This window comes from Agrobacterium sp. MCAB5 (genome assembly GCF_052114365.1).
GTDB classification, from domain to species: domain Bacteria; phylum Pseudomonadota; class Alphaproteobacteria; order Rhizobiales; family Rhizobiaceae; genus Agrobacterium; species Agrobacterium tumefaciens.
In genome coordinates this window covers 328,183-342,698 of record NZ_JBFREP010000003.1, presented here as the reverse complement: position 1 = coordinate 342,698, position 14,516 = coordinate 328,183, and the positions used below count along the sequence as shown (strand labels likewise).

At 58.9% G+C, this 14,516-nt stretch carries 15 protein-coding genes; 7 read left to right on the top strand and 8 right to left on the bottom strand.

Annotated features, from left to right (window positions below; translation table 11 throughout):
• Positions 1-16: 16 nt before the first annotated feature.
• The 3 genes from AB4Z23_RS09390 to AB4Z23_RS09380 all read left to right on the top strand — a co-directional run bounded on the left by AB4Z23_RS09390 (position 17) and on the right by AB4Z23_RS09380 (position 2,007).
• A complete protein-coding gene (locus AB4Z23_RS09390; RefSeq protein ID WP_421477265.1) occupies positions 17-730 on the top strand; it encodes a substrate-binding periplasmic protein in 714 nt (237 codons plus the stop codon).
• Positions 731-831: 101 nt separating this feature from the next.
• Positions 832-1,548 carry an aminoacyl-tRNA hydrolase gene (gene pth / locus AB4Z23_RS09385; protein ID WP_003513491.1) on the top strand — a complete coding sequence of 239 codons (717 nt, stop codon included), beginning with the start codon at positions 832-834 and terminating at the stop codon, positions 1,546-1,548.
• A 6-nt stretch (positions 1,549-1,554) separates the two neighbouring features.
• The gene (locus tag AB4Z23_RS09380) at positions 1,555-2,007 is read left to right on the top strand and encodes a GNAT family N-acetyltransferase (protein WP_421416413.1); all 453 of its coding nucleotides are present in this window, start codon (positions 1,555-1,557) and stop codon (positions 2,005-2,007) included.
• 11 nt (positions 2,008-2,018) lie between these two features.
• On the opposite strand, the gene clpS is transcribed toward AB4Z23_RS09380, so the two are convergent.
• The gene (gene clpS / locus AB4Z23_RS09375) at positions 2,019-2,330 is read right to left on the bottom strand and encodes an ATP-dependent Clp protease adapter ClpS (protein WP_003513495.1); all 312 of its coding nucleotides are present in this window, start codon (positions 2,328-2,330) and stop codon (positions 2,019-2,021) included.
• Between the two features lie 253 nt (positions 2,331-2,583).
• Between clpS and ychF the strand changes: the two genes are divergently transcribed.
• The 3 genes from ychF to AB4Z23_RS09360 all read left to right on the top strand — a co-directional run bounded on the left by ychF (position 2,584) and on the right by AB4Z23_RS09360 (position 4,946).
• The gene (gene ychF, locus AB4Z23_RS09370) at positions 2,584-3,687 is read left to right on the top strand and encodes a redox-regulated ATPase YchF (RefSeq protein WP_003513497.1); all 1,104 of its coding nucleotides are present in this window, start codon (positions 2,584-2,586) and stop codon (positions 3,685-3,687) included.
• 321 nt (positions 3,688-4,008) lie between these two features.
• Positions 4,009-4,482 (top strand): MaoC family dehydratase, encoded by a 474-nt coding sequence (locus AB4Z23_RS09365; RefSeq protein ID WP_038491782.1) that lies wholly within the window; start codon positions 4,009-4,011, stop codon positions 4,480-4,482.
• On the top strand, positions 4,479-4,946 hold the full coding sequence (locus AB4Z23_RS09360) for a MaoC family dehydratase (protein ID WP_003513502.1): 468 nt from the start codon (positions 4,479-4,481) through the stop codon (positions 4,944-4,946). The genes AB4Z23_RS09365 and AB4Z23_RS09360 overlap by 4 nt, the downstream gene beginning before the upstream one ends.
• A gap of 137 nt (positions 4,947-5,083) precedes the next feature.
• Here the strand turns inward: AB4Z23_RS09360 and AB4Z23_RS09355 are convergent, their stop codons facing one another.
• The 5 genes from AB4Z23_RS09355 to petA all read right to left on the bottom strand — a co-directional run bounded on the left by AB4Z23_RS09355 (position 5,084) and on the right by petA (position 8,972).
• Entirely contained in the window at positions 5,084-5,626 is a 543-nt protein-coding gene (locus AB4Z23_RS09355; protein WP_019565208.1) for an adenine phosphoribosyltransferase, read from the bottom strand.
• A 90-nt stretch (positions 5,627-5,716) separates the two neighbouring features.
• A complete protein-coding gene (locus AB4Z23_RS09350) occupies positions 5,717-6,109 on the bottom strand; it encodes a GFA family protein (protein ID WP_065662222.1) in 393 nt (130 codons plus the stop codon).
• A gap of 79 nt (positions 6,110-6,188) precedes the next feature.
• Positions 6,189-7,073 carry a cytochrome c1 gene (locus AB4Z23_RS09345; protein WP_003513510.1) on the bottom strand — a complete coding sequence of 295 codons (885 nt, stop codon included), beginning with the start codon at positions 7,071-7,073 and terminating at the stop codon, positions 6,189-6,191.
• Between the two features lie 22 nt (positions 7,074-7,095).
• Positions 7,096-8,379, bottom strand: a complete 1,284-nt coding sequence (locus AB4Z23_RS09340; protein ID WP_421477269.1) for a cytochrome b — start codon at positions 8,377-8,379, stop codon at positions 7,096-7,098.
• A 14-nt stretch (positions 8,380-8,393) separates the two neighbouring features.
• Complete coding sequence (gene petA / locus AB4Z23_RS09335; RefSeq protein ID WP_003513514.1) at positions 8,394-8,972, bottom strand: ubiquinol-cytochrome c reductase iron-sulfur subunit; 579 nt, start codon at positions 8,970-8,972, stop codon at positions 8,394-8,396.
• Positions 8,973-9,282: 310 nt separating this feature from the next.
• On the opposite strand from petA, the gene AB4Z23_RS09330 reads away from it, so the two are divergent.
• Positions 9,283-10,215, top strand: coding sequence for an endonuclease/exonuclease/phosphatase family protein (locus AB4Z23_RS09330; RefSeq protein WP_421477271.1), 933 nt, complete (start codon positions 9,283-9,285; stop codon positions 10,213-10,215).
• 76 nt (positions 10,216-10,291) lie between these two features.
• On the opposite strand, the gene AB4Z23_RS09325 is transcribed toward AB4Z23_RS09330, so the two are convergent.
• On the bottom strand, positions 10,292-12,208 hold the full coding sequence (locus AB4Z23_RS09325) for a methyl-accepting chemotaxis protein (RefSeq protein WP_441360069.1): 1,917 nt from the start codon (positions 12,206-12,208) through the stop codon (positions 10,292-10,294).
• Between the two features lie 181 nt (positions 12,209-12,389).
• Positions 12,390-14,363 carry an ABC transporter ATP-binding protein gene (locus AB4Z23_RS09320; RefSeq protein ID WP_421477275.1) on the bottom strand — a complete coding sequence of 658 codons (1,974 nt, stop codon included), beginning with the start codon at positions 14,361-14,363 and terminating at the stop codon, positions 12,390-12,392.
• Between the last annotated feature and the right edge of the window lie 153 nt (positions 14,364-14,516).

Sequence of the window (14,516 nt, the reverse complement as noted above, 5' to 3'; positions counted from 1 at the left end):
ACGGGTGGGAGCAACCATGGGATTGATCCGCTTTTGTCTGATCTTTCTTGCTCTTGCCGGCCCGGCCAGCGCAGCCAAGCTTTTCCTGACCACCGAGGTTTACCCACCTTATAATCTGCAAAACGACGACGGCAGCGTGGCGGGCGTTTATATCGACCAGCTCAAGATCGTACTTGAGGATACCGGCACCGATTACGAGGTTGCCGTCATGCCCTGGGCGCGGGCGATCGCATTGGCCACAACGAAGGCCATGCATTGCGTCTTTGCCACGGCGAGAACGCCCGAACGGGAAAAGCTTTTCAAATGGGTCTCACCGATCCATAGCGACCGCAACATCCTCGTGGCGCGCCAGAATGCGGATATCAACGTCTCCAGTCTGGAAGACGCGAGAAAATACCGGGTCGGCACCCAGCGTGGCGACTACACCGAGGTCCTTCTTGGCAACCTCGGTTTCGAGCATGTGGATGTCGGTGCTGATTTCCAGATCACGCTTCACAAGCTGAACGCAGGCCGCATCGACCTGATGCCCATGTCGGAAAGTACTTTCAAAAGCCAACCCCCAGGCACGTTCAGGGAAGTGATAACGCTGGCGCGGCAACAGCTAGGTCTTGCCTGCAACAAAAGCGTTCCAGACGAGGTCATTGCAAAATTGCAGGCGCGGCTGGACAGGCTGATCGCCGATGGAACGCAACAGAGCATATTCGACCGCTACAAACTCGTCAGCCCTTGAGCGCCCGCTCGCGACATCAAAAAATCCATAAAAAGATTGACAGCCGGAACATTTCGGGGTGGTGACAACAGCATCGTCAGGCAAAAAAGCGGACATGCCCCATGAAGATCATCGCAGGCCTTGGTAACCCCGGCGCCCAATATGCGGGAAACCGTCACAACATCGGCTTCATGGCCGTGGATGCGCTGCAACGCCTGCCTTCCTTCTCGCCCTGGGCGCGGAAATTCAAGGCGGAGATTTCCGAAGGCGAAATAGGCGGTGAGAAGGTTCTGCTGATGAAGCCCCTCACCTACATGAACCTGTCGGGTGAATCCGTCGGCGAGGCCATGCGTTTCTTCAAGCTTGCACCGGCAGACATTATCGTCATCCATGATGAACTCGATTTGCTTGCAGGCCGCGCGCGCATCAAGACCGGCGGCGGCCATGGCGGCCATAATGGCCTGAAATCGATCGACGCCCATTGCGGCAAGGAATACCGCCGCCTGCGCCTCGGCATCGGCCATCCCGGCGACAAGGAGCGGGTGCATGGCCACGTTCTCGGTGATTTCGCCAAGACCGACCGGGTCTGGCTCGATCCGCTGCTGGACGCCATTGCCGACAATGCCGCCATGCTGGTGAAATCAGAGGATTCGCAGCTGATGAACAAGCTGGCGCTTGCCACCGGCAGCAAGCCGGAAACGGAAAAACCGGCCAAGGCGGCCAAGCCCGCCGCGCAATCCCACATCCATCAGGCGCGCAACAACGCCCAACCGAAAAAACTGCCGGAAACCGGGCCGATGGCGGAGATGCTGAAGCGGATGTTCGGCAAGAAGGATTGAGCGCAGATGTCTTCAGAGACCATGAGCCTTCGCAAAGCTGGCCCGGACGATCTGCCGAAACTGCTCGAACTTTACCAGGCGCTGAACCCGTCCGACCCGCAACTGACGACGCAAGAGGCAAGCACGGTTTTCGCCGCCATGATCGGCCAACCCGGCCTCACCGTGTTCTTTGCCATGGAAGACCAGGAACCCGTTGCAACCGCCACGCTTCTCGTCATCCCGAACCTGACGCGCGCTGCCCGTCCCTATGCCTTCATCGAAAATGTGGTGACGCTGGAAACTCGTCGCGGCCGGGGATATGGCCGCGCAGTCGTGCGCCACGCCATCGAGACCGCCTTTGCCGCAAATTGCTACAAGGTGATGCTGCTGACCGGCCGGCAGCGTCCTGAGGTGCATGCCTTCTACGAAAGCTGCGGTTTCATTCAGAACAAGACGGGTTTCCAGATCCGGCGGGATTGAGCATAAAGCCGTCACTCCTCCGGCTCGGTGGTGAACATCAGCGGAAACCCGGCCTCCTTGCCAAGATCGTTCGCCTCCTTGGCCTTGGTCTCGGCAATGTCGCGCTCGCAGACAACGACGACCGCGCTCCCGAAGCGATGCGCCGTCATCATCACCCGGTGGCCGGTGTCCTCGCCCATGTGGAAGACGACCTTCAACACCAGGGTGACGAAGTCGCGCGGCGTATAGTCGTCATTCAGCAGAATGACCTTGTAGAGCTTAGGCCGCTCCAGCTTCGGTTTGACTTTCGGTTTCGGTTTGAGATCAACAGGACTGTCACTCATCATTGTCGCCCGTGATTGTCACTCAATTGTAGCCCATGGGGAAAATCCCCGTTGATGACGAAAGATCGGTTGCTCGACCGGCGCATATTGCGCCGCAACCGCAGCATCGACAACCCCGGCCCCGCACTCGCGCAGAATTCCGCGCCATTCGCGGGGCTTTGCCCGCCCAAATCGGCCCCCGGGCTTGACCTTGCCCTGCCCTTTCCGCAAAAGGCTCCTCAACGAATTCTTTCAAACGGACAGGTTTCAAGCCATGGGCTTCAAATGCGGTATCGTCGGGCTGCCGAATGTCGGCAAGTCCACCCTCTTCAACGCGCTGACGAAAACGGCGGCCGCGCAGGCCGCCAACTATCCCTTCTGCACCATCGAGCCCAACACCGGCGAAGTTGCCGTGCCGGACCCCCGCATGCAGCAGCTCGCGGCCATTGCCGGATCGAAGGAAATCATTCCGACCCGCATTTCCTTCGTGGACATTGCCGGCCTGGTGCGCGGCGCATCGAAGGGTGAAGGTCTCGGCAACAAGTTCCTCGCTAATATCCGCGAAGTCGATGCCGTCGTGCATGTGCTGCGCTGCTTCGAGGACGACGACATCACCCATGTGGAAGGCCGCATCAATCCGGTTGGCGATGCCGACACGATCGAGACGGAACTGATGCTCGCCGACCTCGAAAGCCTGGAACGCCGTGTCGAGCAGACGCGCAAGCGCGCCACCAGCAAGGACAAGGAATCCTTGGCCCAACTGCCGGTGATGGAAGCCGTAATTGCTCTGCTAAACGACGGAAAACCGGCACGTCTGCTTTTGAAGACACTGGCGGACGAGGAAATCGAAATCCTCAAGGGCCTCAATCTCCTGACGTCGCACCCGGTGCTTTATGTCTGCAACGTCTCTGAAGCCGACGCATCCACCGGCAACGAGCACACCGCGGCTGTCGCGGAGATGGCAAAGCAACAGGGCGCCGAATGCGTGATCATCTCGGCGGCGATCGAGGCCGAAGTCGCGCAGCTTCCGGCCGATGAAGCCGAAGAATTCCTCTCGGCCCTCGGGCTCACCGAAGCCGGTCTCGACCGGTTGATCCGCGCCGGCTATCACCTGCTCGACCTCATCACCTATTTCACCGTCGGCCCGAAGGAAACGCGCGCCTGGACGATCGTGCGCGGCACCAAAGCGCCCGCTGCCGCCGGCGTCATCCATACCGATTTCGAACGCGGCTTCATCCGCGCCTTTACCATCGCCTATGATGACTACATCGCCTACAAGGGCGAAGTTGGTGCCAAGGAAGCCGGCAAGGGACGCGACGAAGGCAAGGAATATGTCGTCCAGGACGGCGACGTCATCCACTTCCGCTTTAATACCTGATCTGGTCTTGAGCGCGGCGGCGGTCACATCGCGTCTTTTGACGCGCTGACCGAAGTGACACAGACCTGTGGCTTGTTTCTTCTCCCGGCGGGGGAAGATAGCCCGGAGGATCGGATGAGGAGGCAAGGTTGGCGAATATCACGACCCTTGCCCCTCATTCCGCTATCGCGGCCTTCTCCTCCACTGGGAGAAGGCAGCATGCCGCACTCGCTCTCTCAACAGCATCTCCCTATGCCGCAAACGCACTCTCGATTTGACCTTTACGTAAAGGGAAAAATCATTTTAGATGCCGGTGACATCGACTAGGCAAGGGAGGAAGCCATGGCGCCGGTCGCGACATATGCCTATGAGGATTTTTCCGTTGGACGGGAATTTCCCCTGGGACCGCAATCGATTTCTGCAGCACAAATCATCGAATTCGCCAGCGAGTTCGATCCTCAGCCCATGCATCTGTCTGAAGAGGCTGGCCGCCAGAGCATTCTCGGCGGGCTGGCGGCATCCGGCTGGCACACCTGCGCCCTGCTGATGCGAATGATGGCGGAGAGCTATATCAGCGATTCGACATCGCAAGGCAGCCCCGGCATCGATTATGTCGACTGGAAAAAGCCGGTTCTGGCTGGCGATACGCTTTCGGGAAAATCCATTGTTCTGGAACAGCGCACCTCCAGCTCACGCCCCGGCATCGGCCTCGTGAAGTTTCGCCATGAGCTTTATAACCAGCGCGGCATTCTGGTATCGCACGGCGAAAACACCGTGATGTTCCTGATGCGTGCGGACGGAGGCCTTGCGGCATGAGACTGGCAGAACTTTCCCCGATCGGCGAACGGGTCACCCTCGACACATTGCATTTTTCCGCCGAAGACATTGTCCGTTTCGCCCGCGATTTCGATCCGCAGCCCTTTCATCTCGATGCCGAAGCTGCGAAAAACAGCGTCTTCGGAGCGCTCTGCGCTTCCGGTTGGCACACCGGCGCTGGCTGGATGAAATGTTTCCTTTCCCATTGGGGCAAGGAAGTGAAGAGGCTGAAACAACTTGGCCTTGAGCCGCCGAAACTCGGCCCCTCCCCCGGCTTTCGTGAACTCAAATGGAAAAAGCCGGTTTTCGCCGGAGACGACGTGACCTATTTCGTCACCTTGCTCGATGCTCGACCGCTGGAATCAAGAGCCGGGGTTTGGCTGAACACCACCTTCAACGAGGGCGTGAACCAGTCCGGAGAAACCGTGATGACCTTCCAGAGCGGGGTTCTGGAGTTCGAATAAACCCACCGGGGCAAAATGGCCCCGGACCGGCGCCAGAGCGTTTTTCCGATTCAAAAAAATCGAAAACGCTCTGAGGCGTGCGGGGCGCTACCCCCTCTCCTGGGAGGGCAGAGCGGGGGGTAGCGCGCCCACACGCCTCAATGGCCTGAAAACTCCACCAGTGTCCGCACTTCCACACCGAGGTCTTCCAGCTTCCTGCGGCCGCCGAGATCGGGCAGATCGATGACGAAGCAGGCCGAAACGATTTCCGCGCCCATCTGCCGCAAGAGTTTCACCGCACCTTCGGCGGTGCCGCCAGTCGCGATCAGGTCGTCGACCAGAATGACTTTTTCGCCCGGCTGCACGGCGTCCACATGCATTTCCATCTCGTCAACGCCGTATTCAAGGCTGTAGGCCACGCGCACGGTGGTGTGCGGCAGCTTGCCTTTCTTGCGGATAGGCACGAAACCGGCGGAAAGCTGGTGCGCCACCGCTCCGCCCAGAATGAAGCCACGCGCTTCCATGCCGGCGATCTTGTCGATCTTCGTTCCCGCATAGGGCTGCACAAGCTCGTCCACGGCACGGCGGAAAGCGCGCGGATTGCCAAGCAGAGTCGTAATGTCCCTGAAGATGATGCCCGGCTTCGGATAGTCGGGAATGGAACGGATGGCAGCGGAAAGCTCCGAAGCGATAACGGTCATGGTATTTCCAGTTAGATTGGGAAATGGATCAGAAGGTTCGGGCCACCCTATCAACTTGGTGGCTGCGGACCAACTAAAAAGGACCGCCGCTCATTCCTGCCCCGACATTCCCTCGATCCGCGCCCAGACCGGGCATACATCCGCGAAGGAATGCGACAGAGGCCGTAGCGCCTCGTCATTTCTGTCGTCAAAAGAGCCGGAAACGAGGGCGACAGTCGGTACATCGTCGATGGCGCCGAGCGTGCTGCCGCAGACCGCGCAAAACGCGCGGCTGGAATAATCGGAAGACCGGAAAACCATGGGCGCACCGCCCTCTCCCGTCCAGACCACTGCATCGCTCGCAAACTCCACCCAGGCAAGGCTGGAAGCGCCGGAATGCCGCTGGCAGATATCGCAGGAGCAGCTGTGCGGATTGTCGGGTTCACCCGTGGCCTCGAAACGGACGGAACCGCACAGGCAGCCACCGCTCCGGACTTTCGCCATTTCTCATCCTCCTTCGACACATGAAAAGGCCCCCAGGGCAAGACCATGGGGGCCAATGATTGCGGGCATTTGGAGCCGGTCAATGTTCCTTGTTGGCGTAGACCGATTTCTTGGTGAGATAGATCAGCGCCGTGAAGATGAACAGGAACACCATGACCATGAAGCCGGTGCGCTTGCGTGCTTCCAGATGCGGTTCTGCGGCCCACATCAGGAAAGCGGACACGTCCTTGGAATATTGATCCACCGTCTGCGGCGCACCGTCGTCGTAAGTCACCTGATCGGCGCTGATCGGCGGCGCCATCTTCAGCGCCACGGCGCTGGCGAAATACGGGTTGAAATGCGTGCCTTCCGACACTTCAACGCCTGCAGGCGCGTCCTGGTATCCGGTCAGCAGCGCATGGATGTAGTCCGGGCCGCCTTCCTGATAACCGCCGATGATCGGAATCATGTCGATGACGAATTGCGGGAAGCCACGCTCCACGCCGCGCGCCTTGGCAAGCAGCGACATGTCCGGTGGTGCAGCTCCACCATTGGCAGCAGCAGCCGCTTCATGGTTCGGGAATGGCGAGGGGAAATGGTCGGAAGGCACAGCCTTGCGATTATACATTTCGCCGTCGGCATTCGGCCCGTCCTGCACTTCATATTCCGCAGCAAAGGCCTTCACCTGCTCTTCCGAATAACCGAGATCGCCCAGGGTGCGGAAGGAAACGAGGCTCATCGAATGGCAGGCAGAGCAGACTTCCTTGTAGACCTTCAGGCCGCGCTGCAGCTGGCCCTTGTCGTATTTGCCGAAAGGTCCGGCAAAAGACCAGCTCTGCTCCTCGGGCTTGATGACCGGGAAGTGACCGCCGGCGATCGCATGCTCGGTCTTGGTGGCGAGATCGTGGCTCTCCTCCGCCGCAAAAGCGGCGGCGGAACAGCCGATGGCAGCGATAAGCGCGATGCTCGTTACAAGCTTCTTCATTGTCGTCATCCTTCCTTCGCGCTCAGACTTGGGCGGCCGCAGGCGCGGCAGTCTTCTTGGCGGCGTTCTTTTCCAGAACGGCCTCGGTAATCGAATTCGGAATACGCCGCGGCGTTTCGACCAGACCGAGGATCGGCATGATGACGAGGAAGAAACCGAAGTAATAAAGCGTGCCGATCTGCGACATGATGACATAAAGGCCTTCCGCCGGACGCGAACCCAGCCAGCCAAGCAGGATGGCGTTGACCACGAACAGCCAGAAGAACAGCTTGTACCAGGGACGATAGACGGCGGAGCGAACCTTCGAGGTATCGAGCCAGGGCAGGAAGAACAGCACGATGATCGCGCCGAACATGACGAGAACGCCACCGAGCTTGGAATCGATCGGCCCGATGTTGAAGGTGATGGCGCGCAGCATCGCGTAGAACGGCAGATAGTACCATTCGGGCACGATATGCGCCGGTGTCTTCAAAGGATCCGCCATGATGTAGTTATCAGGGTGGCCGAGGAAGTTCGGCATGTAGAAGACGAACCACGCATAAGCGATGAGGAACACCGAAACACCGAGCGCATCCTTCAGCGTCGCATAGGGCGTGAAGGGCACCGTATCGGTCTTGCTCTTCACTTCCACACCGGTCGGATTGGTCTGGCCGGTCACATGCAGCGCCCAGATATGCAGGATGACGACACCCGCAATCATGAACGGAAGCAGGTAGTGGAGCGCGAAGAAGCGGTTGAGCGTCGGATTGTCCACCGCAAAGCCGCCGAGCAGGAACTGCTGGATCCACTCACCTATGCCCGGGAAAGCCGTGAAAAAGCCGGTGATAACAGTTGCACCCCAGAAGGACATCTGACCCCAGGGAAGCACGTAGCCCATGAAGCCCGTCGCCATCATCAAGAGATAGATCACACAGCCGAGAATCCAGAGGATTTCGCGCGGCGCCTTGTAGGAGCCGTAATAAAGTCCACGGGCGATGTGCAGGTAAACCGCGATGAAGAAGAACGACGCACCGTTGGCGTGCATGTAGCGCAACAGCCAGCCGTGGTTGACGTCGCGCATGATCTTTTCGACGGAATTGAAGGCAACCGTCGTTTCAGCGGCGTAATGCATGGCAAGCACGACGCCGGTGAGGATCTGCACGATCAGCATGACAGCCAGCATCGCGCCGAACGTGTAGGCGTAGTTCAGATTACGCGGGACAGGATAGGCAACGAAGCTGTCATAGATCATGCGCGGCAAGGGAAGCCGCGAATCGATCCACCTCTCGATGCCGGTGGACGGCTGATAACTGGAATGACCACTCATAAATATCTGTCCCCTTATCCGATCTTGATCACGGTATCGGATGTGAATGCAAATGTCGGGATGGCGAGGTTCTGCGGCGCCGGACCCTTACGTATGCGGCCCGCCGTATCGTAATGCGAGCCATGGCAGGGACAGAACCAACCGCCGAAATCGCCGGCCTGGCCGAGCGGAACGCAACCGAGATGGGTGCAGGAACCGATCATGACGATCCAGTTCTCCTTGCCCTGACCGGCGGAACGGTCAATGTCCGTCGCCTGCGCGTCGGGGGCAATGTTGGCGTTGCGCGCCACCGGATCCTTGAGATCGGCAAGAGCGACCGCATTGGCTTCGCCGATTTCCTTTTCCGTGCGGTTACGGATGAAAATCGGCTTGCCGCGCCACTTCACGGTCAGCGACATGCCCGGCTCGACCGCCGCGACATTCACCTCGATGGAGGCAAGCGCCAGCGTCGATGCGTCTGGACGCATCTGGTCGATAAAGGGCCATGCCACTGCGGCGGCACCAACGGCGCCCGTCATTCCGGTTACTAGATAAAGAAAATCGCGACGGGTCGGTTCACCCGAGGCGTCGTGATTGGTTACGTGCTCGCTCACCGCTACACCATCCTCTGCGCTGTTTTTGCCGTAAATCGCATGAGTCCTCCCGCTATGATTTGATCCAAGACAATCTCCGTCCCACCGTCTCGGTCATCCTCGCGGCGTTTGAGAAACCGCGTCATTCTGTTTGATCGCAAAATATTGACTGACTTGGCAAGAGCAAAGCACACAAAGCTGCCGTAATTCTGCCAGAAGGGGCGGATTTGTTTCTCATTTTTTCCTAAGCCCCGGCAAGCGGGCAACATTGTGCCCACCCTTGCGGCATGTTACGAGACATCAAGGGAGAGCTTGGAAAGCAGGGATTCGGATGACGGCGAAGCTCTCGTGCATGGTCTCCACGGTCGTGGCTGCCGTACTTTTCATCGCCAGCCTGCGTTATGTGACGGATTTCTGGCTTTTAGCCTTCGTCACAAGTTTCCAGCTTCACATCGCCTTCGTCTGTATCCTGCTGTCATGCCTGGTATTTTGGCTGACGCGTGACGCGATTTCCGCTTTCCTCATCATCTGGTCGCTTGCACTCGCCATCCACGCCGTCGCCATGCTCATGGAATTCTCGACAAGCGCCAATACGGCACCTGGCGCCAGACCCTTCCGGCTATTGTCCTTCAACGTATTGATGGATAACGCCGCCAATGCGGATGCGATTGCCGACAGGATTCTCGAATCAGACGCGGATGCTGTCTATCTGTTCGAGGCGGCTGCGCTGGAATCGGTTCTGCCGCGTCTGCAGCAAACCTACCCCCACAGGCTCGGTTGTTATGCCGGAACACCGACCTGTGATCTTTTGATCCTGTCGAAGCGGCCGCTGCTGGAGGGCCGTTTCCATAGCCTCAGCGATCTGCGCCGCGACCGTTTCGCCATCGCCAGCATCGATTTCGACGGCACGAAGCTGACGCTCGCTGCAGGTCACATCACCAAACCCTATTTCGACGACTATCACCGGGACGAGCTGGACGAAGTCAGCGAAATTCTCTTTCGTGTCACCGGGCCGCTCATTCTGGCCGGAGATTTCAATTCGGCCAGCATCGCTCCCGACATGCGCGACTTCCTCGCCGCCAACGACCTGAAAAAAGCGGCATGGGAACCCGCCACATGGCCGACGAAGGCAGGTCGCTTCGGCATCGCCATCGACCATATCTTCGCCCGCGAACCGGCCACGCTCTTGAAAACCACCCGTCTGCCCGACAGCCTCGGTTCCAATCATTTCGGCCTGATGGCGGATTTCATGATCGGCCGGTGAGGCCACACGCTCCGCCATGCGAAAACGGCGACCCGAAAGCCGCCGTCCGTGTTTCCTGCCTCTGGCAGGAAGTGGCTTAAAACTCCGACCACTCCTGGCCCGATGCTGCCTGCCGTCGGCCCCCGAAGGCGGCGGCAATTTTTTGCCCCATGGCGCGCGCCGGCGAAGGCTGCGGAACCGAAGCCGGACCCGCCAAAACAGCAGCAACAGCACCGGCCTCCTGCAATCTAAATTGCGAAAGCAGCGCGTTCAGGGCGCGTGCCTGTGAAGCAAGGCTGTCGCTCGCTGCAGTCGTCTCCTCCACCATGGCCGCATTCTTCTGGGTCCCCTGATCCATCAGGTTCACAGCGGCGCTGATTTCCGAAAGCCCGGTCGATTGTTCGCGCGTGGAGACGACGATGGATGCAACGTGGGTGTTGATCTCCCGCACTTCGCCTACAATCCCCGCAAGCACCTCGCCGGTCTTGCCGACAAGCGAGACACCCTCGCGGACCTGTTCTCCGGAACGGTTGATGAGTATCTTGATTTCCTTGGCAGCGCTGGCAGATCGCTGCGCCAGTTCACGCACCTCCTGTGCCACGACGGCAAAGCCCTTGCCGGCATCACCCGCACGGGCGGCCTCGACACCCGCATTCAAGGCAAGAAGATTGGTCTGGAAGGCAATCTCATCGATGACGCTGATGATGCTGCTGATCTCGTTGGCGGATTTTTCGATATCCTGCACCGCAAGCACCGTGCGCGTGACGATCTCGCCGGACATTTCGGCACTTTCGCGGGCCTGGTCCACAAGCCGGCCGGCCTCGGCGGCGCGATGGGCCGAATCCTTCACCGCCGTCGTCACCTCTTCGAGAGCCGCAGCAGTTTCTTCGACGGAAGACGCCTGCTGTTCCGTGCGACGGGAAAGATCGCCTGCCGCCGCCAGAATTTCGCTTGCACCCGCATCAATGACCCGGGCGTTTTCACCGACCGAGCGCAGCGCCGCCTCCAGCGTGGCGACGGATTCGTTGAAGTCGCCGCGCAGGCCATCCAGCCGTTCGGCAAAGACGGTTTCCACACGGCAGGTCATATCGCCCTGCGACAGTCTCTTCAGCCCGGCGCCAAGGTTTTCGACGGCGAAACGAACCTCCTCCGCCTCGCGCGCCTTCAATGCCTCGTGCTCGATCCGCTCCTGTTCGCTGAGGCTGCGATTGACCTCGGTTTCACGCTCCAGCCGTTCGCGCTCGACGGCGTTGTCGCGGAACACGGCGACGGCCGCAGCCATTTCGCCGATCTCGTCCTTGCGGCCGGAATGCGGAATGGCCCGCGCATTGTCGCCTGCCGCCAACGCGTTCATGGCGTGGGTAATGTCGTTGATCGGTCGCGAAATACGCAGAAAACTGAAGAGTGCGGCGACAAGCGCCACAGTGGCGGCGACAAGCATGCCGCCAAGCGACATCCTGAAAGCGAAATCACCAGCGGCCTGCGCCGACCGCTTGTCGGCCAGACCGCGCTCACGGTTATCCTCGATCATCTCTTTCATCAACGCGCCAGCGGCGTTGCCCACCGGCGTCATGCTGAAGACCTGCGCCTGCCCGGCATCGGCTTCACCAGCGATGACTATTCTTTTAAGCTCTGCACCCATGGCTTCGAAATTTGCGACCATTGCATTCAGGCGCTGAAATTTTTCAATCGACTGAGGCAACTGCAAATCCGCAGCGTAGGCGTTGAATGCTTCGGCACGCTCCTGCTGGGATTTGAGGATGCCCTGGAACTGGGCGTTCCTCGCCTCTGGCGTTGCCGCCGTCAAGACTGCCAGATAGTTGCGACGAATTTCATTAAGCTTATCGTTCATATCGGCGATCATCATCGATCGCTCCATCCGGCGAACGATGTTGCTGGCATGTCGCTCCATTTCCCCAACAGAGCGCGTGCTGGCAACGCCTTGGACGATGGAGAAGAGAACTGTCATGCCGAACAATGCCGGCAAAAGAACGCGAATTCTGAAAAAAAGCATTGTTTACGATCCTCAAAAAATGAGAGCGATTTCCCGCCGCTTTTTTTACACGCATGTATAAATAATAGATTACCGATATATCGTAAGTTTATACCTGTATAAAAATTCATAAGTTCAAGTAATAATAATTTTAGCAACTATTAATTTTTTAATTTATTGAATAATAAAAAACAGTCTGATCTCAGACCGTTTCGTCCACAGCAAGGAAGCCTCCGGACTGTCGCGCCCAAAGTTCCGAATAAAGTCTGCCCTGCGAGACGAGATCTGAATGGCTGCCCTGCTCGACGATACGGCCCTGATCCATGACGATCAGCCGGTCGAGAGCAGCAATCGTTGAAAGACGGTGGGCGATGGCCAGCACTGTCTTGCCCTGCATCAACTCATCCAGATTGCTCTGGATCGCCGCTTCTACTTCCGAATCAAGCGCAGACGTCGCCTCGTCGAGGACGAGGATCGGCGCATCCTTCAGCATCACGCGGGCAATGGCGATGCGCTGGCGCTGGCCGCCCGACAATTTCACGCCGCGTTCGCCGACATGCGCGTCGAAACCCGTGCGGCCGCGCTGGTCTTCCAGCCGTGCAATGAACTCATCCGCCTTGGCCCGGCGCGTCGCCTCCAGCAATTGCGCTTCGGTGGCATCCGTGCGCCCGAACATGATGTTGTCTCTGATAGAACGGTGCAGCAGCGACGTATCCTGCGTGACCATGCCGATATGGGCGCGCAGTGATTCCTGGGTGACCTTGGCTATATCCTGCCCATCAATGAGGATGCGGCCTTTCTCGACATCGTAAAACCGCAGCAGCAGATTGACGAGGGTGGATTTGCCCGCGCCGGAGCGTCCGACGATGCCGACCTTCTCCCCCGCCTTGATATCGAGATTAAGATTGTCGATGACCCCGTTCGCCCGCCCATAATGGAAGCTGACGTTTTCGAAGCGGATACTTGGACTTTTCACGTCCAGCACTGTCGCATCCGGCGCGTCCACAAGGCCGATCGGCTGCGAAATCAGCTCCGCCGCATTCTGCACCGTGCCGAAATTGCGCATGATGCCGTTGAACTGCGTCATCAATCGCCCGAGCAGGAAGTTGAGGCGCAGAACCAGTGCCAGCGTGAAGGCGACAGCGCCGGAACTGATCTTGCCGGACAGCCAAAGGTCGATACACAGCGCCGCCATCGACGTGATCATCACACCCGACAGCAGCGCCATGGAGGCGCGCACACCGGTGATGAACCGCGTGAACGTCATCGTGGCGTTCTGGAAGATATCGAAGCCCTGCCGCATGTAGCGGTCATTGGCATCGTCGCGCCCGAACAGCCTGAGCGTCTGGATATTGCTGTACGCATCCACCATCCGGCCGGAAAGCATGGAGGCTGCCTCCGCCGTTTCTTTCGAATGGGAGCGGATACGCGGCACGAAATAACGCGCCAGCAGCGAGAAGATCAGCACCCAGACGAGGACGACGACGGCAAGCCGCCAGTCCAGCCCGCCGATCAGCAGCAGCATCGAGACGGAGTAGATGCCGACGAACCAGACGCTTTCCATCAGCGACGTGACAAGATCGCCTGCCGCCTGCCCGCCCGACCAGACCTTGGTGACGATTCGGCCGGAAAAATCATTCTGGAAAAAGGTCAGCGATTGCCGCGCCACATGCATATAGGATTGCCAGCGCACCAGATTGTAAAAGCCGGGCGTGATGATCTGTTGGTCCACCAGCGCGGTCACCATGGTGACGATAAAACGCACGATGCCGATCAACACCAGCATGCCGACGAGTTCGCCGCCATGGGCTGCCAGCAGTCCAGACCAGCCCTCTTCCGGCTTGACGGTCGAGAGAATGTCGACCAGCCGCCCGACGAACCAGAAAAGCGCAGCCTCAATGGCAGCCGTCAACCCGCCCAGCACCAGCATGGCAAGAAACGGCGCCTTGGCCTGCGAGACATAGAACCAGATGAAACCGGACGTCTTTTCCGGCGGCCGCAAATCGTCCTTGCGGGCGAAGGGCTTTATCCAGTTCTCGAAAAACTCGAAGATGCGGGTAATGACCATGATCCGGATATAGGCGGATTCCCGGAGCGGGAACAGCCGCAGAGCGTTCGGGAAGAGATTATATTTCGGTAACGTTCGGGAAATGAAAAAGGGCGAAGAATGTTCCACCGGGCTCTGGATAGATCCACCTGGATTTCGCGCACTCGCAGCATCCTCAGTCCGTCACCAAGGACTAGATCCGGGGTCAGGCGCGATTCAAGTCTTTGATCGCGGGAGACTCCTTTCACGGCGCAGACGCGCCGTGGCTGTAAACCGGCTCAA

What these genes read in the sequence shown, in the direction of transcription:
- AB4Z23_RS09390 (WP_421477265.1), top strand. Translation starts at nt 17, where the DNA reads ATGGGATTGATCCGCTTTTGTCTGATCTTTCTTGCTCTTGCCGGCCCG.
- pth (WP_003513491.1), top strand. Translation starts at nt 832, where the DNA reads ATGAAGATCATCGCAGGCCTTGGTAACCCCGGCGCCCAATATGCGGGA.
- AB4Z23_RS09380 (WP_421416413.1), top strand. Translation starts at nt 1,555, where the DNA reads ATGTCTTCAGAGACCATGAGCCTTCGCAAAGCTGGCCCGGACGATCTG.
- clpS (WP_003513495.1), bottom strand. Translation starts at nt 2,330, where the DNA reads ATGAGTGACAGTCCTGTTGATCTCAAACCGAAACCGAAAGTCAAACCG.
- ychF (WP_003513497.1), top strand. Translation starts at nt 2,584, where the DNA reads ATGGGCTTCAAATGCGGTATCGTCGGGCTGCCGAATGTCGGCAAGTCC.
- AB4Z23_RS09365 (WP_038491782.1), top strand. Translation starts at nt 4,009, where the DNA reads ATGGCGCCGGTCGCGACATATGCCTATGAGGATTTTTCCGTTGGACGG.
- AB4Z23_RS09360 (WP_003513502.1), top strand. Translation starts at nt 4,479, where the DNA reads ATGAGACTGGCAGAACTTTCCCCGATCGGCGAACGGGTCACCCTCGAC.
- AB4Z23_RS09355 (WP_019565208.1), bottom strand. Translation starts at nt 5,626, where the DNA reads ATGACCGTTATCGCTTCGGAGCTTTCCGCTGCCATCCGTTCCATTCCC.
- AB4Z23_RS09350 (WP_065662222.1), bottom strand. Translation starts at nt 6,109, where the DNA reads ATGGCGAAAGTCCGGAGCGGTGGCTGCCTGTGCGGTTCCGTCCGTTTC.
- AB4Z23_RS09345 (WP_003513510.1), bottom strand. Translation starts at nt 7,073, where the DNA reads ATGAAGAAGCTTGTAACGAGCATCGCGCTTATCGCTGCCATCGGCTGT.
- AB4Z23_RS09340 (WP_421477269.1), bottom strand. Translation starts at nt 8,379, where the DNA reads ATGAGTGGTCATTCCAGTTATCAGCCGTCCACCGGCATCGAGAGGTGG.
- AB4Z23_RS09330 (WP_421477271.1), top strand. Translation starts at nt 9,283, where the DNA reads ATGACGGCGAAGCTCTCGTGCATGGTCTCCACGGTCGTGGCTGCCGTA.
- AB4Z23_RS09325 (WP_441360069.1), bottom strand. Translation starts at nt 12,208, where the DNA reads ATGCTTTTTTTCAGAATTCGCGTTCTTTTGCCGGCATTGTTCGGCATG.